Source organism: Vibrio coralliirubri, from assembly GCF_024347375.1.
Lineage (GTDB): Bacteria > Pseudomonadota > Gammaproteobacteria > Enterobacterales > Vibrionaceae > Vibrio > Vibrio coralliirubri.
Genome location: NZ_AP025470.1, coordinates 2909931 through 2935077 on the forward strand (window position 1 = coordinate 2909931; position 25147 = coordinate 2935077).

Here is a 25147-nt window from a genome sequence, read left to right on the forward strand (position 1 = left end):
ATCAGAGAAACCTCGTTCTCTTTCTTCTCGAGCTTCTTTTCTTCTGATCTACAGATACAAAAAAGCCTGCTACATGAGCAGGCTTTTCTAATTTTATCAACAACTTAAATTATCAACAACCTAATTACTTAGTTAGGTCATCGAAGAAGTTTTTAACGCCGCTGAAGAAGCCTTCAGATTTTGGCTTGTGCTTGCTTGCCGCTTCGCCACAACATGTTTCTTCGAATTCACGCAGTAGTTCTTTCTGGCGAGAGCTTAGCTTAACTGGAGTCTCAACCACTAGCTTAACGATTAGGTCACCCACACCGCCGCCACGAACGCCTTTCACGCCTTTGCCACGCATACGGAACATACGGCCCGTTTGTGTTTCTTCTGGCACTTTAAGGTTTACACGACCATCTAGTGTTGGAACTTCAACTTCACCGCCTAAAGCAGCCATAGAGAAGCTTACTGGCACTTCACAGTAAAGGTTGTTGCCGTCACGCTCAAAGATGTTGTGCTCTTTTACGTGTACTTGTACGTACAGGTCGCCAGCTGGAGCGCCTTGCTCTCCCGCTTCGCCTTCGCCAGATAGACGAATACGATCGCCAGTATCAACACCAGCAGGGATCTTAACGTTAAGTGTTTTTGTCTTCTGTTTGCGACCTTGACCATGACATGAGTTACATGGGTCTTTGATGATCTTGCCTTTACCGTTACAAGTAGGACAAGTCTGTTGAACCGCAAAGAAACCTTGGCGCATTTGTACTTGGCCGTGGCCATGACAAGTGCCACACGTTTGTGCAGAAGAACCCGCTTTCGCGCCGCTGCCGTCACAAGTATCACACTCTACAAGTGTTGGTACTTCGATTTCTTTAGAAACACCACGAACCGCTTCTTCTAGAGAAAGTTCCATGTTGTAACGTAGATCTGAACCGCGTTGTGCACGCTGTTGACCGCCACCACGACGACCGCCGCCGAAGATGTCACCAAATACGTCACCGAAGATATCGCCGAAGTCACCTTGGCCACCGCCGCCGAAACCGCCGCCGCCGCCCATGCCACCTTGTTCAAAGGCTGCGTGACCGTATTGGTCGTAAGCTGCTTTCTTTTGAGAATCAGTTAGGATCTCGTACGCTACTTTTACTTCTTTAAACTTATCTGCTGCGGTCTCGTCACCCTGGTTACGGTCCGGGTGGAATTTCATCGCTAAGCGTTTGTACGCTTTTTTAATATCGCGCTCTGATGCATCGCGGCTTACGCCTAATACTTCGTAAAAATCACGTTTTGACATGTTCTAGGTCACCAAAATAATTGCTACTACCGAATGATCACTTCAGTAGTCTGTGTATCAATCTAGATAAAAGTTCTGCCGGCTGAAACGCCGAATAAAGCTATTATCTAGATCGACAAGTCTAAATACAAATTTACGGGCGTGAGAGTTACCTCTGACGCCCGCAATAATAAGTCTTTGAGACAAATTTCTAAGCAGATAGCTTGAGTTCTAGGAGGAAGCGCGGAGCCTACGTTAGTAGGTGAGCACTTCCGACAACGAAATCAGGCTACTCTGCAACGAAATTATTTTTTGTCTTCTTTAACTTCTTCAAACTCAGCGTCTACAACATCGTCGTCTTGCTTAGGTTGTTCACCAGCGTCAGCACCAGCTTGTTCAGCTTGAGCTTTCTGTTGAGCAATTTCCATTAGCTTTTGAGCTGCTTGCATAAGTTCTTGAACTTTAGCGTCGATAGCTTCTTTATCGTTACCAGACTTAACTTCTTCTAGTGCCGTGATAGCCGCTTCGATTTTAGCTTTCTCGTCTGCAGGTAGAGCTTCACCAGCTTCTTCTACTTGCTTCTTAGTGCCGTGAATCATTTGGTCAGCTTGGTTACGTGCAGTTACTAGCTCTTCGAACTTTTTGTCCGCTTCTTTGTTAGCTTCTGCTTCTTGTACCATTGCTTCGATCTCTTCCTCAGACAGGCCGCCTGATGCTTGGATAGTGATCTTCTGCTCTTTACCTGTTGCTTTATCTTTAGCAGATACGTTCAGGATACCATCAGCATCTAGGTCGAATGTTACTTCGATTTGTGGCATGCCACGTGGTGCTGGTTGGATGCCTTCTAGGTTGAACTGACCAAGAGACTTGTTGTAAGTCGCTTGCTTACGCTCACCTTGAAGAACGTGGATAGTTACTGCGTTTTGGTTGTCTTCAGCTGTAGAGAACACTTGATCCGCTTTAGTAGGGATAGTTGTGTTTTTCTCGATAAGCTTAGTCATCACGCCGCCCATCGTTTCGATACCGAAAGATAGAGGAGTAACGTCTAGTAGTAGAACGTCTTTAACGTCACCAGCTAGTACACCACCTTGAACAGCAGCACCCATTGCAACAGCTTCGTCAGGGTTCACGTCTTTACGTGGCTCTTTACCGAAGAATTCAGTTACTTTAGCTTGAACCATAGGCATACGAGTTTGACCACCAACTAGGATAACGTCAGTGATTTCGCCTACAGATAGGTCAGCATCTGCTAGAGCAACTTTTAGTGGCTCAAGAGAACGTTGAACTAGGTCTTCAACTAGAGACTCAAGCTTCGCACGAGTCACTTTGATGTTCATGTGCTTAGGACCAGTCGCATCAGCAGTAACGTAAGGTAGGTTTACGTCAGTTTGAGTAGTAGAAGAAAGCTCGATTTTCGCTTTTTCTGCTGCTTCTTTAACACGCTGCATTGCTAGTGGATCAGCTTTAAGGTCGATGCCTTGCTCTTTCTTGAACTCATCTACTAGGTAGTTGATCATGCGGTTATCGAAATCTTCACCACCAAGGTGAGTGTCACCGTTAGTTGAAAGAACTTCGAAAGTCTTCTCGCCTTCTACTTCATCGATTTCGATGATAGAGATATCGAATGTACCACCACCAAGGTCGTATACAGCGATAGTGCGATCACCACCTTGCTTGTCTAGGCCGTAAGCTAGAGCAGCAGCAGTTGGTTCGTTGATGATACGTTTAACATCTAGACCAGCGATACGGCCAGCATCTTTAGTTGCTTGACGTTGAGCATCGTTGAAGTAAGCAGGAACAGTAACAACTGCGCCAGTTACTTCTTCGCCTAGGAAGTCTTCAGCTGTTTTCTTCATTTTCTTAAGAACTTCAGCAGATACTTGAGGAGCAGCCATTTTTTGGCCTTGCGCTTCAACCCATGCATCACCGTTATCAGCTTTAACAATGTTAAAAGGCATGATTTCGATATCGCGTTGAACTTCTTCATCTTCAAAACGACGACCGATTAGACGCTTAATTGCGTATAGCGTGTTTTGAGGGTTAGTAACTGCTTGACGTTTCGCAGGTTGACCAACTAGCGTCTCGCCGTCAGTGTATGCGATTACCGATGCTGTTGTGCGTTCGCCTTCAGCATTTTCTAGTACGCGTGGTTTGTCGCCGTCTAAAACAGCAACACAAGAGTTAGTAGTACCTAAATCAATACCAATGATTCGACCCATCAGGCTATCTCCGAAATATAATCTATATTAGTTTTTTGCTATACCCACATATGTGGGGGGCGGTAATCAGGGATTCAACCCTAATACACAAAATTTAAGTGCAAATGTAATTTGCTTTCGTATGCACCATAGATAAGGGCTGCAAACTGGTTTTCAAGGGAATAAGTAAAAAAAATCTATTTTTTCCCGTATCTTTTTACATAAAGGTAAAAAGTGACCGATCCCTTGTCAATTAAGGCTCCGATGTTGAGAAGGTCTCGCATTTGACGCCATATTAAAACCTCAACCCTATTCCAGATGCCATAAAAAAAGACCTTCATGTAGAAGGTCTTTTTCAAATAGATGTTAATCAGTTAAATATTGTTCAAATGATTACTGATTCATACATGTTATTGGTTGAGCACTAACTGGTAGAAGCTCGCTTGAGTGTAATCACCCGCTTCCATACCACGCCATTCACAGGCAGAGCTCGACTTCTTAGTGTTGCATTGATTGTATGCGCCCGCCTTGAAGTACATCCAGTCTTGTCCATAACCAAGGTCGATATCATGCCCCTGATATTTACCCTTAGCCAAATCAACATCATACGTCTTCACAATTGGATCAGCTGAGTTAGGATTCTTAGTAAATGTTAAGTGCATGATGTTGTCTTTGATGTTCACATCGTATGAGAACACTTCACCTAGCTTAATACCATCAGCAGGATCAGAACTGCCTTTTTTCAGATTGTATTGACCAAACACATCATGGCGAATGTCTTTACGAAGTTTCTTTCCGTTTTCATCCTTCGCATCTTTCATCTCTGTCGGCGGATTGAGTTCATAGTTCCACGTTAACGAACCATGCTCATGCTCCGGCAGTTTACGGTAAACAATTTTCAGAGGCTCATTGTCTGAACCATGAATTTGGCCGATCACTACCGAGAATGCGCCGGTTTTTTTGTAGCTACCGCTGGTACTCACCTGATCAACAGAAAGTGTTGCAGTCATTTGGCCACCGATAGAACCAAACTCTTCTGCATTCTTATGGCTTGAAATCGCGAAGTTGTTGCTCGGCGCCGAGTAGCTGTCTGCCAGCATCGCTCTTAGTTCACTGCGCGTGTTTTTACTGTTTGGTGTCGTTGGTGCTGTATTCGGAGCCACAAATACCATCGCGCCAGATTCTGCATCAGTGTAGAACCATTTAGGATGAACGTAAGGCGTTTCTACATTCGACAATTCTTGCTTACCGATCTCCAATGTTTTGCCTTTTCTAGAGCCTTCTGTTGTTAGCTCCGGTAGGTTAATTTTCCATTTAGATAAATCGAAGTTTTGTGCTGGTGCTTTTGCTGGATCAAGATTGAACTGTTGACCAATATCGTGATTAGAAGCAAGAGCGGGAGCCGCTAAGAGGCTAGCAGTCAGTAAGCTTAGGTAAGACAACTTCATTATTTGGTTTCCTTTATGTCGTCATAATGTAGGTTGCCAGAACAATAAAATAATATTGTATTATTATATGTGATCTATATTAAATATTGAAAACTGATGACCAATTCAGCGCGAGTAAAAAGAAAAAATGAGACTTCGCACCAACACAGCCCCCTCTTTTGACCCATCAGCAGATAGCCCAAAACACCGATCAGCAGAAATAAAAAAGCCCCGCTCTAGTTGAGCGGGGCTTCAGGGGCTGTTGACCTTTCGAGCTGGGTTTTGCAGCATCTTGTGGGAAATTTATACAAGGAAGAGGCTTTGACGTGTAGCTGGCCTACATGAAAAGCCGATAACGCAGTAGAAATGAACCACAAGGGCTGCCCGAAGGGTTCGGCTAAAATCGTTTTATGCTTTGTTAAAGAATATTTGCTTAGAATGACTAGGCTACATACTCTTCGCCGCGCCTAAAACGATTTTATCTCGAACAAAACTCAACCACGAAAGGTCAACAGCCCCTAATTATCGAGTTTTAATTAAGGATTAAGCTTCTGCTTTTTGCAGCTCAGCTTCTTCGTTAGCTTCAACGCCAATTTCGTTTTCAGATTTAGCAACGATAGTGTTCACCGCTGTATCACCGACTACGTTTGAAGAAGTACAGAACATGTCACAGATACGGTCAACAGCAGCAACAATCGCTAGACCTTCTGGTGGTAAACCTAGTTGGTGCAATAGAACACCGACCATCACAACACCGCCACCAGGAACACCACCAGCACCGATAGACAGTAGCAGGATAGTTAGACCAAGGGTGAAAATATCAGCAGTGTTGATTGGCTGACCAAACGCGTTTGCTACGAACATAGTTGCCAGTGCGATGTAGATAGATACACCAGACATGTTCATGGTTGCACCTAGTGGTACACCGAAACCTGCTACTGACTTAGATACGTTTAGTTTGTCAGTAAGAGTACGCATTGTTACTGGGATTGTTGCGTTCGAACTTGCTGTAGATAGTGAGAATAGAACTTGCTCACGAGTTGCGCGTAGGAACTGCTTTGGAGAAATACCAGTGAATGAACCAACCATCATTGGGTAGAAGAAGAAAATCCAGAACACAAGCATTGCAACCACAAGCGCCACATAGCCAGCAACTGACATTAGCGTGTCTGCATCCAGTGTTGCGCCCAGTTGAATCATCAGAGCAAATACACCGTATGGCGCCAAGCTCATTACTAGGCCGATAAGCTTCATCATGATTTCGTTAGCCATCTTGAATGTCTTGATAGCTGGGCCACCACGAGAATCAAGCGCTTGAATAGCAAGACCTGTCAAAATTGCCATGAAGATGATTTGTAGCATGTCGCCGCTTGCGAACGCTTCTACAGGGTTGCTAGGAACGATGTTAACAACAAGAGAGAAGATGTCTGGTGTTTCAGTTGTTGTAAGCGCAATTGTCTCAGAAACCCTACCCGCTAGATTCGCACCTGCACCTGGTTGGAAAATAAGACCAATCGTTAGCGCTGCTGAAATCGCGATGATGGTGTTAATAATGTAAAGACCAAAGGTTTTACCACCAAGACGACCAAATGAACGAATATCTTTTAGCTCAACAATACCGCAAACAATAGATACGTATACAAGAGGAACTACAAGCAATTTGATAAGTGATACGAACATACCACCAGCACCTTCGGCAGCACCAAGTAGATACGTATCAAAAATAGCAATACCGCTGAATAGGTACTGAATAGCAGTACCAATAAGTAGACCGGCGAACAAGCCTACAAAAATTTTACTTGAGAGCGATTTATCCATCGTTCTTCTCCAGTTTGTTGTGTTTAAAATTTGTACTTTTATAGTTATATATGCAACCAAAATCGCTATATGGCAGTGGATTTTACATACAAAGATAACAATTAAAAGTATTTATTTACAAAAACATCACAAATGTGACATCAAAACATTTACTCAATCACAACAAGTTTCATAACACAAAACTCTAAATCGCTGATCTGAATGAAATAAAAAGAACGACATTCTTAATGCGGTTTTGATGCTTATTTACGTGGACTCTCAAGTTATAGGCACAAAAAAAGAGAGGCCTATGCCTCTCTTTTTATTTTACGCAAACCAGTGATTTATTTTGTCGCTGCGACTAACTCAGTCAATGCGCCAGTCAATCACTTGGCAACGTAATTCGTCATTACTTAGCAACCATAACCATCGCTGGGCGAACCACACGACCGTTTAGTTCGTAGCCTTTTTGCATCACAAACATAACCGTGTTTGATTCGTGATCTGGGCTTTCTTGGATAGACATCGCTTGGTGGAATTCAGGGTTGAACGCTTCACCTTCAGGGTTGATCTCTTTAAGACCAAACTTAGCAACTGTGTCTACGAACGTTTTGTGCGTTAGCTCAACACCTTCATACAGTGGCTTAACCACTTCGTTTTCAGCGTCTGCCGCTTGCATTGCACGCTCTAGGTTGTCGATTACAGGAAGCAGACCTTCAGCAAACTTGTTCAAAGCGAATTTACGCGCTTTATCAATTTCTTGTTCGCTACGGCGACGCATGTTTTCAACTTCAGCTTTCGCGCGAAGAACAGAATCTTGCTGCTCTTTCACTTTAGATTCGCTAGAAAGCAGTGCAGCTTCCAGTTGAGCGATTTTTGCTTCCTGCTCATCAGCAGCGTCTTCATTCAGTTCAGCTTCTTCAACTTTCTCAGCTTCAGCGATGATCTGATCTAGCTCTGCTTCGGTTACTTTGTTTTCTTCGTTGCTCATGATATCTCCAGAATTCGTTTTCAATGCAAGTGACAGGCGTGTTTGCGCCCCAAATTGATATAAAACACTCGCATAGACGTTCAACTTGCCTTTATTATGGGGATGAAGAATTTTGATTCAAGCCTAATTCGTTTGGAAACGTTATGAAAAAGCCATTTGAAGTCATCGCCATTATCGGTAAACCTCGAGATCAGCAAGCAATTCAGACTCATAGAGAGCTCTATCAGTGGTTAAGTGCTGAGGGTTATCAAGTTTTTGTTGATGACAGACTCGCCACTATTTTAGACGACATCCCAAAAGAACATTTTTCTAGCCTGATTGAATTAGGTAAACGCGCCGATCTCGCCATTGTGGTCGGTGGTGACGGAAATATGCTCGGTGCCGCTAGAATCTTGTCACGTTTCGACATTTCAGTGATTGGTGTTAACCGAGGCAACCTTGGCTTCCTAACCGATCTTAACCCTGAAAACTTCCAGAGCGCGCTGACTGATGTACTCAAAGGCGAGTTCATGGAAGAAGAGCGCTTCCTACTTGAAACGGAAATTCATCGTCACGGCCAGATAAAAAGCCACAATGCAGCCCTTAATGAGGCTGTACTGCACCCCGGACAAGTTGCTCACATGATCGAGTTCGAAGTGTACATCGATGACAGCTTCGCCTTCTCACAGCGCTCTGATGGCTTAATCGTCTCAACACCGACAGGTTCTACCGCCTACTCGCTTTCTGGCGGCGGCCCTATCCTGTCATCAAGCCTAAATGCTATCTCACTCGTGCCAATGTTCCCACACACCCTTTCAAGCCGCCCACTTGTAGTAGATGGCAAGCGTCGTATTAAGCTTATCGTATCGCCTGATAACCGTGGAACTCAGGAAGTGAGCTGCGATGGTCAAATCTCTCTGCCCGTTTCCCCTGGTGATGAGATCCACATTTACCAAAGCCCAAATGTGCTCAAACTGATCCACCCTAAAGACTACAACTACTACCACGTTCTACGTAACAAGCTAGGCTGGTCGAGTAAGCTGTTCTAAGTGAAAAGCGAACTATTTTAAAAGGCTGACGACATTCGTCAGCCTTTTTTATTGCCGATTAAAAGCCCACCGCCTCTATCTTTACGTCAATCTACCACATCGTCATTCCCAAAAGGGAGGGACGACTGAGTTGGGAGTATCATAATATTTCGTCGTAGAGATCACGTCGACTAGGGTTCAACTCACTAATCAACGTTTCCTTCCATAAACGATTCCATTTCTTTAGCTGCTTTTCCCTCTCAATCGCGGATCTGAAGTCTTCGAAAACTTCAAAATAGACTAACTTGTCAACATTGTACTTCTTAGTAAAACCTTCAACATTTCCCGCTTTATGCAGCCAGGTTCTTTGCTTAAGATTCCCAGTAACGCCTATGTACAAAACTGAATTCGAACGATTAGCTAGAATGTAAATTGCAGGTCGCTTCATCCTTCCTCCTTAATGTTGAGCTCTTAAAACTAACAAAGGCTGAAGAACCAAGAGTATTAAATAAGAACTAACAAAACGAGATTCCCTATCTCGCTCCTTCGTCGCTGTAGGGAATGACGACAACGAACACCAAAACTCAAAAATGACCGTCATTCCAGAACCGAGGAACGAGGTATCTGGAATCTCTGACACCCAAACAAATTACAAAAACGGCCCCCCCTATCACGCTCCTCCATCACCGTAGGGAATAACGACAACGAACACCAAAACTCAAAAATGACCGTCATTCCAGAACCGAGGAACGAGGTATCTGGAATCTCTGACACCCAAACAAATTACAAAAATAGCCCCCCTATCACGCTCCTCCATCACCGTAGGGAATGGCGACAACGAACGCCAAAACTCAAAAATGACCGTCATTCCAAAACCGAGGAACGAGGTGTTTAGAATCTCTGACACCCAAACAACTACAAAAACAGGTCCCCTATCACGCTCCTACGTCGCTGTAGGGGATGACGACAACGGACATCAAAACTCAAAAATAATCGTCATTCCCAAGAGGGAGGGACGACTGAGTTGGGAATCTATAGCGGTTTCAGTGATCTACGGACAAGCTCAATTCTGAGAGCTGTCGCAAAAAATTTTCACCTGTCGACTTTACTGTATAAAGAAACAGTATATACTGAGCTTATATACAGTATTGTTCAGTTATACAGGTAAATAAAAATGCTGGCTCATTTAAGTGTTAATAATTTCGCTATTGTTAAGTCTTTACAGCTAGAACTCTCTAAAGGCATGACAACAATCACCGGGGAAACTGGTGCGGGTAAATCTATCGCTATCGATGCTTTAGGCTTGTGCCTTGGAGGAAGATCCGATGCAGGAATGGTTCGACAAGGTGAAGAAAAAACCGAAGTCAGTGCCGCTTTTTTACTTGAGAACAATCTGCATGCTACCCGCTGGTTAGAAGACAACGAACTACTTGATGGCAGTGAGTGCATCCTGCGCAGAACCATATCAAAAGAAGGTCGTTCTCGTGCATTCATCAACGGTAGCCCTGTCCCTCTTTCGCAATTGAAATCACTTGGACAACTGCTGATCAACATCCATGGTCAACACGCGCATCACCAATTGATGAAAAGCGATTACCAAATGGCCATGCTTGATCAATACGCTGGCCACTTGAACCTATTGAAATCGACACGCAATGCTTACCAAGCATGGCGACAAGCGGATAACCACTTAAAAGAGTTACGTGAAAATAGCCAGCAAAACCAAGCTCAAAAACAACTTCTTGAATACCAAATCAAAGAGTTAAATGAGCTGTCTATTGGGGAGGAAGAATATGAAGACCTCGAACAAGAGCATAAGCGCCTCTCCAATAGCGGAGAACTGGCCACAACCTGTCAGCAAGCTATCGAACTTATTTATGAAGGCGAAGAAGTTAATGCGCTTGGTATTCTGCAATCGGCCAATAACTCCTTAATTCAACTAGCTGAGCTCGATGAAAGATTAGCCGAGTTACCAAACTTGCTTTCCGAAGCCATTATTCAGATTGAAGAAACCAACAACGAGTTAAGAACATACCTAGACAGCATTGATGTTGATCCCGGCCGTATGGCTTACGTTGAGGAGCGTTTCTCTAAAGTGATGTCGATGTCTCGTAAACACCACGTGTTACCTGAAGAGCTGTATAAGCACCATCAAGACTTACTACAACAAGTTGAAGCGCTTGATTGTTCTGATGAAAAATTGGAAGAACTGGCAAACGAGGTGGAAAACCAATACCAATCGTTCGTTGCTAAATCAGAGAAGCTTCATAAATCTCGAACTCGTTACGCAAAAGAGCTCAACAAGCTGATCACGCAAAGCATGCACGAGCTGAGCATGGAAAAAGCGCAGTTTGCCATTGAAGTGAACAACACCAACACACACCCTTCTCCATTGGGTATGGATAACGTGACCTTCATTGTTTCGACCAACCCAGGCCAACCAATGCAGCCGATTGCTAAAGTGGCCTCTGGTGGTGAGTTATCACGAATCTCGCTGGCGATTCAGGTGATCACAGCGCAAAAAGTGGACACACCAAGCCTGATTTTCGATGAAGTCGATGTAGGTATCAGTGGACCAACCGCTGCGGTTGTCGGAAAAATGCTACGTAAGCTGGGTGAATCTACGCAGGTGATGTGTGTGACACACTTACCTCAAGTTGCCGGTTGCGGTCACCAGCAGCTGTTTGTAGCGAAGAACACGAAATCAGGTAAAACCGAGACTCAAATGCACACGCTTGATGAGCAACAACGCGTTTCAGAGCTTGCTCGACTGCTTGGTGGCAGCCAGATTACCGAATCGACGCTTGCCAACGCAAAAGAGTTATTAATCGCAGCTTAGGTTACATATTCAGCAACTTTCTGATAATTTACCGAAAAATCTTGGCAATTTTGCAACTTAATTCAAAATTGCCAGTCATAACAAGCTCAAAGCGCAAGGAGCTTTTTACTTCTTGCTGGAGCTTGTTTATTATCAGGCAGTATTTTAGCGAAGAAAGATCTCAAACTATGCGAATTAAAAAGTGGTTAGTTGCAGTTCCACTTGCACTAACAATGTTGACCGGTTGCTCTCTATTAGAGAAGTTGGTTTATCGAATTGACATCAATCAGGGTAACTATGTTGAACAGGAAGCTGTCGACCAGCTCAAGTTTGGCATGACAAAAACACAAGTTCGTTACGTTATGGGCTCACCTATGCTTATCGAAAATGGCTACCCAGATACGTGGTACTACATTTACCACCACCAAAAAGGCCATGAAGACCCGATTCAGAAAAACCTAGTCGTGAACTTTGATGCTACTGGCACTCTAGTAACGATCAATGGTGATTTTGAAGCCAGTGATGAGTTCTTCGAAAGCCTTCGCTAGCTTTCCAGTCAACAAAGCTCTCAGTCGACAGAGCCAGAATCGCAAAAGCCTGCTCAATGAACTGACCCCCAATAGTTGGACACCAATTATTGGGGGTCTTTTTATGTCCAAATATAGCCGAGAGCTAAAATGTATCATTGCTAAGCAATACTTAGATGGCACGTCATCTCTCTACTTAGCAAAACAATATTCAATTTCTTCAAGGCAGATACGGTATTGGGCTCAAGTCTTTGCCATCCATGGTACTGATTCATTTTTACCAACTAATCATGCCGCGACTGCTCAAACAAAACGAAAAGCATTGAATTTAATGTGGACGAATGAATGGTCTCTCACGCACACTAGCGCTGTATTAAACCTCTCATCCCCTGGAATACTCTCTGTCTGGCTTAAACGATTTAATGAGCTCGGTATCAAGGGGCTCGAAATGCGCCAGAAAGGAAGACCCTCAATGAAACAGCAACCTCAACGTACCACTAAGCCTGATAATGAAATGACACTTGAGGAGCTAAAAGAGGAGTTGGTCTACTTACGAACCGAGAATGCCGTTCTAAAAAAGTTGGAAGAGTTGGAGCAGAAAAAAAACCGTCGAACAAAGAAAAAGCGGTCATAGCTCTAACTCTTAAAGGCAAGTACCCATTAAAGCACTTACTGCACACTCTACAGTTGGCAAAAAGTGTCTTTTATTATCAGGCTCAAACGAGCAAGCGCCAAAATAGCTACGAACGTGAGCTGCGGTTGATAAAGTCAATTTATCATGAACATAAGGGGCGATACGGCTACCGCCGTATTCACTTGGAACTAAAGAATCAGGGGTTCGTGCTTAATCACAAAACGGTTCAAAGGCTTATGGCTCAGCTCAACCTTAAATCGACGGTCAGGATTAAAAAGTATCGTTCATACCGAGGAGAGTCAGGAAAAGCTGCTCCCAACGTTCTTGAAAGAGATTTTAGTGCGACTCAACCCGATGAAAAGTGGGTAACTGATGTCACGGAGTTCAAAGTCAAAGAGCAGAAAGTATACTTATCTCCCGTTGTCGACTTGTTTACTCAGGAGGTGGTTGCTTATAGAGTGGCCAAAAATGCCTGCTTGCCGCTTGTCACAGATATGCTGACGGAAGCTATATCAACGCTTAAACCCAACTCAAAGCCAATTATACATAGCGATCAAGGTTGGCAATATCGCCATCGACAGTATCAGAAAAAGGTAGCGGAGAGTGGGTTAACGCAAAGCATGTCGAGAAAAGGTAACTGCTTGGATAATGCTGTTGCTGAAAACTTTTTTGCTTTACTCAAAACCGAGATGTATCACAACCAAAGCTTTGAAGATGCAGATGCTCTGATAGAGCAGATTAAAGAATACATCGAGTACTACAATACCAAACGTATAAAAGTGAAACTAAAAGGCCTGACTCCGATAGAATATCGAACTCAGGCCTTGAAAGCCGCTTAACAGAAATGTCCAACTTTACGGGGTCACTTCACAATGAGCAGGCTTTTTAATATCTGCTAACAAATTAGGTCCGTTGTCTAATCCGTAGGCACAAAAAAGCTCGCCAATATAGCGAGCTCTCTTCTTAGTCAAACTTGTTTAGCATTACGATTTAGCTGCGGCCGCTTTTGCTTGTTCAGCACGCTTACGGCGAATCTCTTTTGGATCAGCCAACAATGCGCGGTAGATTTCGATACGATCTTTATCGCGAACCGTCGCATCAAGCTTTACGTTACGACTGAACACGCCAACCTTATTTTTCGCTAAATCGATTTCTGGATACAGTTCCAAAACACCAGACTGCGCAATAATCTCTTCAACGGTTGCGTTCTTGTTCACTATCAAGGTAAACACACGCTGCTCGTGCGGAAGTGCAAACACAACCTCTACGTGGATCATATCTGATTCAATAGTCATGGCTTAGTAAACCTGTTTCGCGCGTTGAGTAAAAGCACTGACCATATTGCTCGTCAGCTCATTGAAAACCTTACCAAATGCCATTTCAATCATTCGGCTAGAGAATTCAAACTCCAACTTAAGCTCAACCTTACACGCTTGATCGTCGAGCGGAGTGAAATACCAACCACCCTGCAGTTTCTTAAATGGGCCATCCACCAGCTCCATCAAGATCTCAGCGCCATCCGCTAAGCGGTTAGACGTAGTAAATGTTTTGCTGATACCGGCTTTAGATACATCAACCGAAGCCACCATAGCTGAATCTGAAGATTCGATCACACGTGAACCAGAACACCCTGGCAAAAACTCGTGATAACGAGCAACATCATTGACCAAGCTGAACATCTGGTCGGCACTAAACGACACTAATGCTGAACGAGTAACCTTTGGCATATAGACTCCTGTTAAAGACAGCGTTACATTAACACAAACTGCAATTTTAATTGTATTGGGCCAGAGCGCAAATAAAAAGGATTCCCCAACTAGGGCGCAATCCGTATAATGAGGCCATTATGGCAAAGAATAAATCAAAATCAAAAGCCGGTAGTAATACCATTGCGCTTAATAAGAAAGCTCGCCACGAATATTTCATCGACGATGAGATAGAAGCGGGGCTTGAGCTACAAGGCTGGGAAGTAAAATCCCTACGTGAAGGCAAAACCAATATCGCAGAAAGCTACGTTTACATCCGAGATGGCGAAGCATTCATCAGTGGTATGACGATCACTCCGCTGACTCAAGCGAGTACTCATATCGTGGCGAACCCAACACGTATCCGTAAACTCCTGATGTCGAGAAAAGAACTCGATAACCTTATCGGTCGTATTAACCGTGAAGGCATGACACTTGTCGCAACCGCACTTTACTGGTCTCGCTCTTGGGCGAAGATTAAAGTTGGCGTAGCGAAAGGTAAAAAGCTGCACGATAAACGTACTGATATGAAAGAAAAAGATTGGGCGAGAGATAAAGCACGAATTATGAAGAGTAATTTGCGTTAATTTTAAGCACTTAAACGCACAGTGCTAGACAGGGTAAGCTTTTCTGGTACTATGCAAATAACACTTGGGGCTGATTTAGGATTCGACAGGAATTTTGAAGTCTGAGGTGCATGCCGTGGGGCGGTTGGCCACGTTAAAAGCCGCAAAAAAATAGTCGCAAACGACGAAAACTACGCACTAGCAGCTTAATAACCTGCTCAGAGCTCTCTTACCCTAGCTTCCGCTCGTAAGACGGGGACCAATAAGAGATCAAACCCAAACTAGCTAGCGTGGCTTCTCCCACCTGAGAGGAAAAGCGCGAATTATAATTCAGGTTAGCCTTTAACTAGCGTGTCGGTTCGCAGGTTGCTGGTGAAATTAAAGATCGACTAAGCATGTAGTACCAATGATGAATGATTTTTGGACGCGGGTTCAACTCCCGCCAGCTCCACCAAACGTTTGGAAAGGGCCAACTCGAAAGAGTTGGCCCTTTTTGTTTGTCTGAATCTTATGTATTAGTAGATAAAATTATTTATAACAAATACTTAACCAACAACATCAACATCAACATCAACACCAAAAACAGACACTCAACAAAAAGCCACACATCCCAATACTGAAATGTGTGGCTGTTTAGAACTGTTCTGATACGAACTTAGAAAGTTTAGGCGTTACTCCATATCACCTAACAAATAATCTTCATCACTACTCACTACCGCACCATGTTTCAGGAAGTTCTTACCTAGGATCATGCTGTATTCGAAACGAGAGCGGTCTTGAAGGTTTACCCTCACCTCTTTCTCTAAGTCACCGAGCTTAACCTTCATTTCAACGACAGGGCGAATGTTCACCTTCTCGCCTTTCTTGGCTTTAATACGCATTACATCAATCACTGGCTTGGTGAAATCTTGCTTATCACCTTGGTTGTTTTGATAGGTAAAGCTCACCATATCTTGGCCATCTTTCTTAAATCGTTTGATGTTGACTGCGTTCATTGAGCTTACATCCGCACCAGTGTCGAGCTTGGCCGGGAACTTCATGCCGTTCACTTCAACGACTTCGATGTGCCCTACTTTAAACAGTGGCTCAGCTTTCAGAAGGTAATCAGAACGTGTATTAACGTAAACGCCTTCTTTTGCCATCTTCTTACCTAAAATAAAGTACGCTTCTTTCTCATTTGTATTGAGCACGTCTATGGCAAACTCTTGCGTGCGCACTTTTTTTCCAGACACCGCAAACTCACCACTTACAACCGGACGAGTATCATCCCCGACTTTAAGCTTCTTAATAATTGGCTTGGTCACCTTCTGCTTCTCACCATTTACATCCGTAAGATAAAATTCAACGGAAGCATCTTTGCCTTTACCTGTCATTTCAAAACTGTCGACCTTCAACAAAGGCGTATTGACAGTGAAAGAAGCCACCGCCTTAAGCGGGAAGTCATCGAGGGTGATGTCCTCTTCCGGCGAGATAATCATAGGCTCACCAGACTCAGCCACATCACTAAAGTTCTCTGAACCTTCTGATAAAATATTCTCAGCACTGGTGTCAATCATGAAGAGTTCGCTGGCGGTGCTGGTTCCAAATCTCAACTGCGACTCACTACTCGAGCGCTCACGTAGGTACACCAGAACGTCTTTAGTTGTGTTTTCATCGAGTTGAACAGGCACATACACCAAAGGTCTCTTCTTACCACTCACGCTTAACATACGAACCAACGGCAATGTCATCTCTTTTTGCTTGCCGTCGTTGTCGAACATATCAAACGTCACTTCTTTGTTCTTTTTGTCTATGTCGATGTCTTTTGCATGCAAAATGCTGTAGCGGTTCTTTAAAGAGAAGGTCGCATTCATCGCCATTCCAGAGATAGACACTACCTCTTTACGGCCAACCACTGTTGCGTTCTCTTGCTCTTGTAAGTAGTCGTAGCCTGCAAACACCAATGCGTTATCTGCAAGGAAGGTTTTGCCGATCAATACTGGCGCAGAGAAGTGACTTCTGTCGGTCAGGTTAACGTCTGTTTTTAGCTCTTGGTCTGCAATGGTGAGCGACATTTTTACGGTAGGACGAAGTAAAGGCGTGCTGCTAGTACGGCTGCGTATCATGCTGACCCGCTCTAAAGGCGCTTCGATTAATACCATATCTCCCGTGCGTGGGTTTTGGACCTTAAAAGAGACCACAGCTTCATATTTCGCGAAGGTGCTGCCATCCCAATCATCGTAATCAACATCGGAATTGTTCAACAGGTCTTCGGTTAACGCCGCCATCAACTCTTTGTCTTTGAGGTTTTGGTAATCGGGATTAGAGCTTTTCACATGAATGTCTTCAGCATGCATAGAAGTGGTTTCTGCACCAGTATCAATTTTACCAATGAAAGGAACGTCTTTTAGCCCTTGAACGCTAGATAGGTACACGTTCTCAGTGCGACCTAATACCGACTTACCATCGAGTTCGTAAGTAGGGTTTTGAGTGGTATGTGAAGTATCAGTAGCCAAAGTGTATTGTGAAAAAAGTAGAGTGCTTAAAAGAGTTAGAGCCAAAGGTATCTTTTTCATTAGTTGGTCCGTTGTGATCAGTTCACTAATAATACTGGCGTTTCAGCGAAGAGTTCCCCCACCAGCAATGGTTCTCACATAACGTTAACGCTATGAGTTTTTCAATGACAAACCGATGACTTTGCGCTGCATTCGCTTATCGATTATTGACTAATGGATACCCAATAACCTTTTCAATGCTCGGTGTTCTATTGAAGGAATGAATACAAAAAAGGCCAACGACGAGCGCTGACCTTAGCTATTCAAAACACACCTGAAGCGAGTTTAACTTGCTAAAACACAAACGGTTCTAGATAAACATAGCACTAAAAGGTCCCGACTGTTTTCTTTGCGCAGATAGCCCGAGCTTTTTCTGCGTCCTCACCTTTATTTTTGAGATAGCACTGTTGATAAGATTCGACGTAGCGCTCAAATAACACCTTGGCTTCAGGTTGTGGTTTAGAGAGCAGTTGGTTAACGAACTTTCTTGATCCAACCTCAAAATGCTGAGTATCGATTGGACTATTCCAATCCCCTCCCCAGATCATAAATCCGTGATGGGCAAAAAGCTCAACCACATTTTCTGCCATGCCGCGGCGTTCAAGTTCATCACGCGCACGAAAGCGAGTACGGTTCACATAGCTTGTCGCAGATTGTGAAGGCTTTACCGTGATTTTCCCGGTGCTGTCGAACTCTAAGAAAGGGTTTTGAACTGGGTTGATGTCGATTGCCACACCATAGGCATGCTTCGACCAACCTCCTCCGCCTGTTATAGGACGAGCGTTAAACGCACTGCTGTTGTTCGCGTCCATTGAGGCGTTATCGTCACCTCTGAATTCACGCATAAGGCGAGCAGAATGAAGAGGAAAATTACGCTGTTTAAGCTCTGAAAAGATTTGTTCAACCGCAGGTGCAACCACATCAAGCACGATCATATTGCCCTGTTGCGTTTCCCCTTTGAAATTAATGAAATCGAAGTCCACTTTGGATAATCGCTCACAACCAACGGGCGCACCACTACTCAAGACATGGTTCTTTTTCATCATGTCGCATTGCCATTGAGATATAGGGGCAACTTGGGCATAACTCGCAGCACTAAGCACAGTTGTCAGCAAGCCGACAATAAAACGTTTCATATCAAAGACTCAAAAATAGTAAGAGTGAAAAGTAGCAGAGTTGGAAAATAACATAAGTTGGAAAGTAACATATTAAGCCAAGTGGAGCGCACGCTTTGTTAACGCGTTTTGTCCCAATAGACAATCTCTCGAACTCGTCCGTTCTAGTCGACATCCGCTTCTCCACCAACATCAAAAGGCTCTGGTAAGGTCGATAATTGCGGAGCGTAATAGGCAACTAACATAAGCACGAACGCATCATAGATGTCGTCTATCGCAACGTCTTTACGTTTAGTGTTTGAAATGGCCAACGACAAGCCGTCACACCATTGAGGGGCGAGTTGCTGAATAATAGAAAGCCGTTCTTCTTTGCCCTCTTGAGTTCGTTTTGAAAACGTCAGCGGTTCGCCTTTCAAAGCTGCAAACACCACCTCTGGATGTGATTCCCTTATCGAAAGGCTTGGGTGAGATTCAATGAGCTCATCAAGCTCGCGGATCTTGGGCACAATTCCCCAAGTCTGTTTAGAAAACTTCTTATCAAGCTGCTGCACATTGGCATTACACGCCGCAATGTAATCGGTTTGGTAAACCGCCTCACGAGACGGAACCGGAAACACCGACGAACCACGCTTGCTGGTTAGAAAACGCCTCGCTGCTTTGTCGCATAGGCGATCTGGAGTTTGTGCGTCACTAAAACCAATCGGCATGTCGATAAGCACCGTAGAACCGATAAGATCACTCGCTAGCTCATCGAGCGCCTTTACCACTTTGAACACTGGCATCTGATTATCAGAGACAATCCAAGCGATCCACCCCGCCTTACAGCCATCAATTCCGATGTATTTCATTATGTTCTCAAATTACGTGCCCATGTTATTTACGTACTGTCGCTAACTATCGGCTTTGAATCAACTTAACTCCGGTATATATACCCACAATGATACTCAACACAGAAAAAACACCCGCCAGAGAAAGTACAGGCATCGCCACTAACAGTTGAGTATCGTTCCCTCCACCAGCCATCACAGCGCCAAGCCCCATAAGCACACCAGCAACCAAATGTTTACCCAATCGACGTATAGGACTTAACCTCAGTGAAAACGACCCAGTAAATAACGCGGCGCTGACCATTCCAACTAACAGAGAGATCATTAAGATAAAACGCTCGCTGCTTGGCCAATCTTCAGCTTTACCATGCCAAAGAGAAGTCCCCATAGATTTCAACAACCCACTTGGCGTCCAGTGTGGTTCATAAAGGAATACAAAACCTGCCGTTAAGCCAATTCCCAGCATTGATAACCATAACTTACGATTTACCGCATTCATGAAAGAGCAACTCACCACAATAATGAGCGAAATGCTTCCAAGAAATGCATAGCGAGAAAAATCAGACAATACCAACTTATCTCCCTTTAACTCGTTAGGTAAAACGGGAGCAAATAACAACCAAGCAACGAACCACCCTAATATGGTCGCCAGCATCACAACTTCACCACGAGCTAAACGGCTAACCGTCGATACCCCGCAACCACTATTAATTGCCGCTCCAATACCAAACAGAAAACCACCAAACAGAGAAAACAGACTCGGCCAAAAAGCGGTGGATAAAAGCCGCCCTTCTACGACAGAGCCAAGAGCCATAGAGACCCAAGCCAATGAACCACTAAAAACAATCGCGACGATGAACATTGGTGAGCCTTTTATCGCCTCTTTTACTCCTCTCACCATACAGAGGCCTGTGGTTTGGGCTAGATATCCCAATAAGAAAATGCAGAGTAAAGCGAGAATGAACAACATACATAGCCCCCGAATTGCATTGATTTTGCTGTCGTCGTTCGTTAAATATAGTAGGAAGCAAGAACCCTAAGGACAGAACATGCACCACAAGCTTATTGATTGGCATAAGTTTAGGCACCCTAATTACTTAGGAGACAACAAGGTTAATAAACTTTCTGCCACTGAGCTTCAGTGTTTAGCGGTTCAAATTTTACAACCTATCGAATGCTCACTAGGAGAAGTAACGGTGACCTATGGTTATACAAGTCATCCTCTTTTGAGGTGGATATTGAAAAATAGCCCTGGAGATATGGCGCCAGATATTGACCAACATGCCTCTATGGAACTCAACTCCCGGGATAGCCGTATCTGTAAGCGCAATGGGGCTGCGTGTGATATTTATGTTGAAGGGTATGAGCAACGTATGGATGAGGTCGCTCGATTTATCTGCACGCATTTAGAGTTCGATCGACTCTATTTTTATGGCAAAGATAAACCTCTACATATTAGCGTTGGGGCTGATAATTCAAAATACGCCCTTATCCGACAACGCCGAAGTGATGGGCTTCGCGTAAACACAAAAAGTGCAAAAGGCAGCGCCACACAGGCATTGTTTGATGATTTATAATCTTCAAAAACACCTAAGGATTAGGAATGAACGAAGAGCTATTTGCTGAACTTACCTCTCAAATAAAAGTTGGAAAACAACTTCCCGATGCCATTTATCTTCATAAAGACGCATTCAGCGCATTGCCTAAAGTATTAACACAGTTCATTCCTGCCGTAGCAAAAGCCGTTAACTTAGATGAAGAAGACTGGAACCTCGTTAAGCTGTTTAAAAAAGAGTTCCGTTTATCTCTTCTTCATTACCCTGATTTTTATACTGATTCCTATCCCGCATTAGAACAAAGCCTCAATGTCGACCTCTCTAAGCTAAGTCACAAAATTACAGGCTATCGCGAATCTGAAAACCCGCCGATCTTACATCGAAAAGAAACCATGGTTTTGCCAACAAGTGAATATTACGAACACTTCGTTTCACTCACACAAGAAGGCGAGAATGCAGGCCTGTACGAAAACAGCCGTTTGATTGGTTTTAAACGTTCTTGGGAAAACCTAATAGCGCGCCATGGTTACGAGCTTGTCGATGGTCGATTATTCCGATGCTCCTCTGTGACAACGCAAGAAGAGGCTGGGATTGATAGGCACAGAACAGCCATAGTGCGTCATGAACTCTCCGCACCAATGAAGACTCTCGTTAAACATGGTTACTTAAAAGGCGAACACTCAATTTTCGATTATGGCTGCGGCCGCGGAGACGATTTAAGAGAGCTTGAAGCACATGGCCTCGACGCTCTGGGTTGGGATCCGAACTTTCAACCCGACAACGACAAATCCAATTCTGATATCGTAAACATAGGGTTTGTTCTTAACGTAATAGAAGATCAAGATGAAAGACTCGATGCCCTACTAGGCGCATGGGAGCTAGTAGATAAATTTCTGGTGGTTTCTGTCATGCTGGCCAACGAAAACTACATTGCTCAGTTCAAACCTTATAAGGATGGGGTCATCACCTCTCGTAACACCTTCCAAAAATACTATGCGCAATCAGAGATCAAAGCGTACATAGAGAGAAGTCTACAAGAAGACGCCATTACCGTCGCGCCTGGTATTTTCTATATCTTCAAAGACAAATTGGAAGAGCAACAGTACCTGCAGAGTAAATACAAACGCCACCATAAATGGCAGCAACTGACTTCGCCAGAGCCTATTGAAGCCAAAGACAAAGCCAAACTGCTTATTACCCAGCATCAAAACTTGTTTAATGACTTTTGGAACACCTGCTTAGAGCTAGGGCGTATTCCTGCCAATGATGAATTTGAACAATCAGACAAAGTAAGAGAGCTGGTTGGCTCACACAGAAAAACCTTTAACTTACTGCAAGAGATGTTTGATACCAAAGAGTTTGAACAAGCAGAAAAGAGCCGAAAAGAAGATCTTCTCCTCTATTTTACTATGGGACTGTTTGAGAAAAGAAAACCCTATACGCAGCAACCAGAGCTGCTAAAGCGCGACATCAAAGCCTTGTTTGATGATTACAAAACCGCGATCAACCTGGCTGCAGAATTACTGTTCGCGATTGCAGACACAGACTTAATTCATCAGCAATGCGAGAAAGCATACAGCCTACTACCAGCAAGCCTACTCAACGAAGGACATTCACTGATCCTACATCGAGACTTTATCGACGACTTACCACTACTGCTGCGAGTATACGTTGGTGCAGGGTTGCAAATGTATGGCGAACTGGATGAAGAAATAGACCTAATTAAAATTCATATCACATCAGGAAAACTTACCCTCACCGCCTATGATGACTTTAAAAAATCTGTGCCTTTCTTAGTAGAACGCATAAAAATCAAGATGGCAGAACAAGACATCGATTTCTTCGACTACGTCAATGAAGATCGCAGGCCGCCACTGCTCAATAAGCACCTTTACATGCCCACAGAACATGATAACTACAAGAAACAAAAGAGCTTCGACAAACGATTGGCGAAGCTCATGGAGTTTGAATCAAGTGAAGAAACGCAAATGGTGAGAGCAGAATTTGAGGTGCTTTTAGGGAAGGAACACAAAGAAATCAAAGGGTTTACTTTGAGTTCCTCTACTAACTAGTGAATCAACTATAAATAAGGTCAGCATCAAAGTCATAAATCTCAACTTGTTGCTTTTGAATACCGATGCCTTTTTCAATAATTGTTTCCGCTAATTGTTCACCATCAATTAGAACGATAGGAACGCAACCAGGCTTGAATGAAACCTCTTGGGCTTCTTTTGTAAAGCTGCTCGTCGTTATAAAAATTCCTTGCTCGTACTCACCGGTAATATCACCTCGAAACTGAGAAACATCCGGACGGCCAACTTTATTGTTTTCAGCATACCGTTTACATTGAGCAGCAACTCTCATCTCTGCAATACCAATTTTCAAAGCTCCTTTCACATCAATCCCACCATCTCTGCCAACAGAGGTAACATTCATACTTTTAAAGCCATACCTATTCAAAAACAACTCACTAAACTCTTCAAATTCACTAGGGGACAGAGATCGTAAGTAAGAAAGGATTTCAGCTTTACACTTCTCTTTTTGTTGCGTTGCCAACTCAAAAATTTGCTCAGAACAATCGTCACTTTGAATTTCTTCGGGAGAAGGTTCTTTAATTTCATAGCCTATTGAAAATTTACGGTACTCTTCCAAAAGTTCATACTTACCATTTGTATGTTTGTAGAAATACCTTTCAGCATTCATTTTTGTGAACGCTTTGTTCTTAGTGTGCTTATCCATCGTCACTCGAAGAACTTCAATCGGCTTCTTTGCCCCAAAAACATATAGCTGATTACCAACAATCGTTTCATACACTTCAGACGCTGTTGCTGGCTTTTGAAGAGAGTTTAATGCCGCTATAGCAGCCTCATAAATTTTCATTTAACTCACAGATATTGTTTGATTTTTTCTACTATAGCTTCCAATGGTAACTCTTTTGTTTGATAACACCAAGACATACGGATCGCACTATCAATACGTTCTTCATCTAACCCCATAGCCGTTAAAACATGGCTAGGAGTGTAGCTTGATGAAGTACAAGCCGAGCCATTTGAAACTGCCGCAATACCTTTCAAAGCCACCATAGTAGCTTCAGAATTCACTTCGGGGATAGAGAAATTGAGTACATGAGGCGCTGCATTTTGCCCATTAACCTCTACTCCAATCTCAGAAAGAGCACTCAAAGCTTTATCCTTTAAAGATTGGCAGTGTTGCGACCACATTTCTGAGTTTTTATATGCTAAAGAACATGCTTCACCTAAACCAGCAATCAAAGCAACTGGCAATGTACCAGGTCTTAAGCCACGCTCCTGACCACCGCCGTACATCAACGGTTGTAATGGAACCTTTTTAAAGCCTCGACGCCTAACAATAAGAGCCCCAATACCTTTCGGGCCATACAACTTATGACCACTTACACTCATCATATCAACACGGCTATGGTTTAGAGGTTCACTGTACTTCCCAAAACCTTGTGCAGCGTCAACATGGAAATATGCAGTGTGGTTTTCTAAAACTTCACAATACCCAGAAATGTCCTGAATAGAACCTGTTTCATTGTTGACATGCATAATGCTCACTAAACAAGTATCGTCTCTCAAGGACTCTACTAATGACTCTTTCGATATCAGTCCAGATTCATCGCAATCTAAATAGGTAACATCGAACCCTTCTTTTTCAAGAACTTCAAATGGTTCTAAAACCGCTTTATGCTCAATTTTAGTGGTTATGATGTGTTTTTTGTTTTGGCTATTTGCCCATGACTTCAGACCTAAAATAGCAATATTATTGCTTTCAGTTGCACCACTAGTGAAAATCACCTCATTCTTCCCAGCTCCAACAACATCCGCAACTTGTTGCCTCGCTAGTTCAGTAGCTTGCTTTGCCCTTACACCAAATTCATGAGTTCGACTTCCTGCATTTCCGTACTCTTCAAACATATATTTACTAACAATTTCAGCGACCTCTGGTGCTATTGGAGTTGTTGCGTTGCAGTCTAGGTATGTAGTCATTAAGTTTCCTGTTGCGTAATTAGATCAGTTTGGTCAACGGTGACAGTTTCATCACAACAACCTTGTTGATAAGTCCCTGTATTTAGCATGTAGATACGACAACCGTATTCGTTTAAACTACGCTGTCTTTCTGGCTCGTTTAG

The 25147-nt window shown here is 43.5% G+C and carries 22 protein-coding genes and 1 other RNA gene; 9 read left to right on the forward strand and 14 right to left on the reverse strand.

The features are described 5' to 3' along the window. Window positions 1–124 precede the first annotated feature (124 nt). From dnaJ to grpE, 5 genes are all read right to left on the reverse strand, one after another. On the reverse strand, window positions 125–1273 hold the full coding sequence (gene dnaJ, locus OCV20_RS13275; protein WP_048608049.1) for a molecular chaperone DnaJ: 1149 nt from the start codon (window positions 1271–1273) through the stop codon (window positions 125–127). A 284-nt stretch (window positions 1274–1557) separates the two neighbouring features. After that, window positions 1558–3471, reverse strand: a complete 1914-nt coding sequence (gene dnaK, locus OCV20_RS13280; RefSeq protein WP_017059868.1) for a molecular chaperone DnaK — start codon at window positions 3469–3471, stop codon at window positions 1558–1560. 389 nt (window positions 3472–3860) lie between these two features. Continuing rightward, on the reverse strand, window positions 3861–4898 hold the full coding sequence (locus OCV20_RS13285; protein WP_086775472.1) for a polysaccharide lyase family 7 protein: 1038 nt from the start codon (window positions 4896–4898) through the stop codon (window positions 3861–3863). Between the two features lie 522 nt (window positions 4899–5420). Beyond that, complete coding sequence (locus OCV20_RS13290; protein ID WP_086775470.1) at window positions 5421–6695, reverse strand: dicarboxylate/amino acid:cation symporter; 1275 nt, start codon at window positions 6693–6695, stop codon at window positions 5421–5423. Between the two features lie 388 nt (window positions 6696–7083). Further along, window positions 7084–7665 carry a nucleotide exchange factor GrpE gene (gene grpE / locus OCV20_RS13295; RefSeq protein WP_017069543.1) on the reverse strand — a complete coding sequence of 194 codons (582 nt, stop codon included), beginning with the start codon at window positions 7663–7665 and terminating at the stop codon, window positions 7084–7086. 143 nt (window positions 7666–7808) lie between these two features. On the opposite strand from grpE, the gene nadK reads away from it, so the two are divergent. Next, a complete protein-coding gene (nadK, locus tag OCV20_RS13300) occupies window positions 7809–8693 on the forward strand; it encodes an NAD(+) kinase (protein ID WP_017066747.1) in 885 nt (294 codons plus the stop codon). Between the two features lie 139 nt (window positions 8694–8832). Here the strand turns inward: nadK and OCV20_RS13305 are convergent, their stop codons facing one another. Next, window positions 8833–9120, reverse strand: coding sequence for a GIY-YIG nuclease family protein (locus OCV20_RS13305; protein WP_086775469.1), 288 nt, complete (start codon window positions 9118–9120; stop codon window positions 8833–8835). A gap of 726 nt (window positions 9121–9846) precedes the next feature. Here OCV20_RS13305 and recN point away from each other — a divergent pair. From recN to OCV20_RS13325, 4 genes are all read left to right on the forward strand, one after another. Continuing rightward, window positions 9847–11511 (forward strand): DNA repair protein RecN, encoded by a 1665-nt coding sequence (recN, locus tag OCV20_RS13310; protein WP_017059862.1) that lies wholly within the window; start codon window positions 9847–9849, stop codon window positions 11509–11511. Between the two features lie 167 nt (window positions 11512–11678). Then, window positions 11679–12038 carry an outer membrane protein assembly factor BamE gene (bamE, locus tag OCV20_RS13315; protein ID WP_004735159.1) on the forward strand — a complete coding sequence of 120 codons (360 nt, stop codon included), beginning with the start codon at window positions 11679–11681 and terminating at the stop codon, window positions 12036–12038. Window positions 12039–12141: 103 nt separating this feature from the next. Continuing rightward, a complete protein-coding gene (locus OCV20_RS13320) occupies window positions 12142–12651 on the forward strand; it encodes a helix-turn-helix domain-containing protein (protein ID WP_086774936.1) in 510 nt (169 codons plus the stop codon). Beyond that, window positions 12648–13490, forward strand: a complete 843-nt coding sequence (locus OCV20_RS13325; RefSeq protein ID WP_108721729.1) for an IS3 family transposase — start codon at window positions 12648–12650, stop codon at window positions 13488–13490. The genes OCV20_RS13320 and OCV20_RS13325 overlap by 4 nt, the downstream gene beginning before the upstream one ends. A 144-nt stretch (window positions 13491–13634) precedes the next feature. Here the strand turns inward: OCV20_RS13325 and OCV20_RS13330 are convergent, their stop codons facing one another. Continuing rightward, the gene (locus OCV20_RS13330) at window positions 13635–13946 is read right to left on the reverse strand and encodes an RnfH family protein (RefSeq protein WP_017084430.1); all 312 of its coding nucleotides are present in this window, start codon (window positions 13944–13946) and stop codon (window positions 13635–13637) included. 3 nt (window positions 13947–13949) lie between these two features. Next, window positions 13950–14378 (reverse strand): SRPBCC family protein, encoded by a 429-nt coding sequence (locus tag OCV20_RS13335; RefSeq protein ID WP_012603332.1) that lies wholly within the window; start codon window positions 14376–14378, stop codon window positions 13950–13952. Between the two features lie 119 nt (window positions 14379–14497). Here OCV20_RS13335 and smpB point away from each other — a divergent pair, with 119 nt between their 5' ends. Next, entirely contained in the window at window positions 14498–14983 is a 486-nt protein-coding gene (gene smpB / locus OCV20_RS13340) for an SsrA-binding protein SmpB (RefSeq protein ID WP_004735156.1), read from the forward strand. 66 nt (window positions 14984–15049) lie between these two features. Next, window positions 15050–15416, forward strand: a transfer-messenger RNA (tmRNA) gene (gene ssrA, locus OCV20_RS13345). Between the two features lie 217 nt (window positions 15417–15633). Here ssrA and OCV20_RS13350 read toward each other — a convergent pair. The 4 genes from OCV20_RS13350 to OCV20_RS13365 all read right to left on the reverse strand — a co-directional run bounded on the left by OCV20_RS13350 (window position 15634) and on the right by OCV20_RS13365 (window position 20300). Continuing rightward, window positions 15634–17517 carry an ATP-dependent zinc protease family protein gene (locus OCV20_RS13350; RefSeq protein WP_086775572.1) on the reverse strand — a complete coding sequence of 628 codons (1884 nt, stop codon included), beginning with the start codon at window positions 17515–17517 and terminating at the stop codon, window positions 15634–15636. A 305-nt stretch (window positions 17518–17822) separates the two neighbouring features. Then, window positions 17823–18632, reverse strand: coding sequence for a M15 family metallopeptidase (locus OCV20_RS13355; RefSeq protein WP_086775571.1), 810 nt, complete (start codon window positions 18630–18632; stop codon window positions 17823–17825). Window positions 18633–18775: 143 nt separating this feature from the next. Then, window positions 18776–19459, reverse strand: coding sequence for a DUF429 domain-containing protein (locus tag OCV20_RS13360; protein WP_086775570.1), 684 nt, complete (start codon window positions 19457–19459; stop codon window positions 18776–18778). Window positions 19460–19505: 46 nt separating this feature from the next. After that, a complete protein-coding gene (locus OCV20_RS13365; RefSeq protein WP_086775569.1) occupies window positions 19506–20300 on the reverse strand; it encodes a YeeE/YedE thiosulfate transporter family protein in 795 nt (264 codons plus the stop codon). 187 nt (window positions 20301–20487) lie between these two features. Between OCV20_RS13365 and OCV20_RS13370 the strand changes: the two genes are divergently transcribed. Beyond that, window positions 20488–21015, forward strand: a complete 528-nt coding sequence (locus tag OCV20_RS13370) for a hypothetical protein (protein ID WP_086775568.1) — start codon at window positions 20488–20490, stop codon at window positions 21013–21015. A gap of 26 nt (window positions 21016–21041) precedes the next feature. After that, the gene (locus OCV20_RS13375; RefSeq protein ID WP_086775567.1) at window positions 21042–23066 is read left to right on the forward strand and encodes a DNA phosphorothioation-associated putative methyltransferase; all 2025 of its coding nucleotides are present in this window, start codon (window positions 21042–21044) and stop codon (window positions 23064–23066) included. A gap of 4 nt (window positions 23067–23070) precedes the next feature. Here the strand turns inward: OCV20_RS13375 and OCV20_RS13380 are convergent, their stop codons facing one another. Continuing rightward, window positions 23071–23874, reverse strand: coding sequence for a restriction endonuclease (locus tag OCV20_RS13380; RefSeq protein WP_086775566.1), 804 nt, complete (start codon window positions 23872–23874; stop codon window positions 23071–23073). A 5-nt stretch (window positions 23875–23879) separates the two neighbouring features. Continuing rightward, window positions 23880–25004 carry a cysteine desulfurase DndA gene (gene dndA / locus OCV20_RS13385; protein ID WP_086775565.1) on the reverse strand — a complete coding sequence of 375 codons (1125 nt, stop codon included), beginning with the start codon at window positions 25002–25004 and terminating at the stop codon, window positions 23880–23882. Between the last annotated feature and the right edge of the window lie 143 nt (window positions 25005–25147).

Bases quoted from the DNA above. Each gene is read 5' to 3' on its own strand.
- OCV20_RS13360 (WP_086775570.1), bottom strand. From the start codon at position 19,459: ATGAAATACATCGGAATTGATGGCTGTAAGGCGGGGTGGATCGCTTGG.
- OCV20_RS13370 (WP_086775568.1), top strand. From the start codon at position 20,488: ATGCACCACAAGCTTATTGATTGGCATAAGTTTAGGCACCCTAATTAC.
- OCV20_RS13305 (WP_086775469.1), bottom strand. From the start codon at position 9,120: ATGAAGCGACCTGCAATTTACATTCTAGCTAATCGTTCGAATTCAGTT.
- OCV20_RS13350 (WP_086775572.1), bottom strand. From the start codon at position 17,517: ATGAAAAAGATACCTTTGGCTCTAACTCTTTTAAGCACTCTACTTTTT.
- smpB (WP_004735156.1), top strand. From the start codon at position 14,498: ATGGCAAAGAATAAATCAAAATCAAAAGCCGGTAGTAATACCATTGCG.
- recN (WP_017059862.1), top strand. From the start codon at position 9,847: ATGCTGGCTCATTTAAGTGTTAATAATTTCGCTATTGTTAAGTCTTTA.
- OCV20_RS13285 (WP_086775472.1), bottom strand. From the start codon at position 4,898: ATGAAGTTGTCTTACCTAAGCTTACTGACTGCTAGCCTCTTAGCGGCT.
- OCV20_RS13335 (WP_012603332.1), bottom strand. From the start codon at position 14,378: ATGCCAAAGGTTACTCGTTCAGCATTAGTGTCGTTTAGTGCCGACCAG.
- dndA (WP_086775565.1), bottom strand. From the start codon at position 25,004: ATGACTACATACCTAGACTGCAACGCAACAACTCCAATAGCACCAGAG.
- OCV20_RS13365 (WP_086775569.1), bottom strand. From the start codon at position 20,300: ATGTTCATCGTCGCGATTGTTTTTAGTGGTTCATTGGCTTGGGTCTCT.
- OCV20_RS13320 (WP_086774936.1), top strand. From the start codon at position 12,142: ATGTCCAAATATAGCCGAGAGCTAAAATGTATCATTGCTAAGCAATAC.
- OCV20_RS13330 (WP_017084430.1), bottom strand. From the start codon at position 13,946: ATGACTATTGAATCAGATATGATCCACGTAGAGGTTGTGTTTGCACTT.
- OCV20_RS13380 (WP_086775566.1), bottom strand. From the start codon at position 23,874: ATGAAAATTTATGAGGCTGCTATAGCGGCATTAAACTCTCTTCAAAAG.
- OCV20_RS13375 (WP_086775567.1), top strand. From the start codon at position 21,042: ATGAACGAAGAGCTATTTGCTGAACTTACCTCTCAAATAAAAGTTGGA.
- nadK (WP_017066747.1), top strand. From the start codon at position 7,809: ATGAAAAAGCCATTTGAAGTCATCGCCATTATCGGTAAACCTCGAGAT.
- bamE (WP_004735159.1), top strand. From the start codon at position 11,679: ATGCGAATTAAAAAGTGGTTAGTTGCAGTTCCACTTGCACTAACAATG.
- OCV20_RS13290 (WP_086775470.1), bottom strand. From the start codon at position 6,695: ATGGATAAATCGCTCTCAAGTAAAATTTTTGTAGGCTTGTTCGCCGGT.
- dnaK (WP_017059868.1), bottom strand. From the start codon at position 3,471: ATGGGTCGAATCATTGGTATTGATTTAGGTACTACTAACTCTTGTGTT.
- OCV20_RS13355 (WP_086775571.1), bottom strand. From the start codon at position 18,632: ATGAAACGTTTTATTGTCGGCTTGCTGACAACTGTGCTTAGTGCTGCG.
- dnaJ (WP_048608049.1), bottom strand. From the start codon at position 1,273: ATGTCAAAACGTGATTTTTACGAAGTATTAGGCGTAAGCCGCGATGCA.
- grpE (WP_017069543.1), bottom strand. From the start codon at position 7,665: ATGAGCAACGAAGAAAACAAAGTAACCGAAGCAGAGCTAGATCAGATC.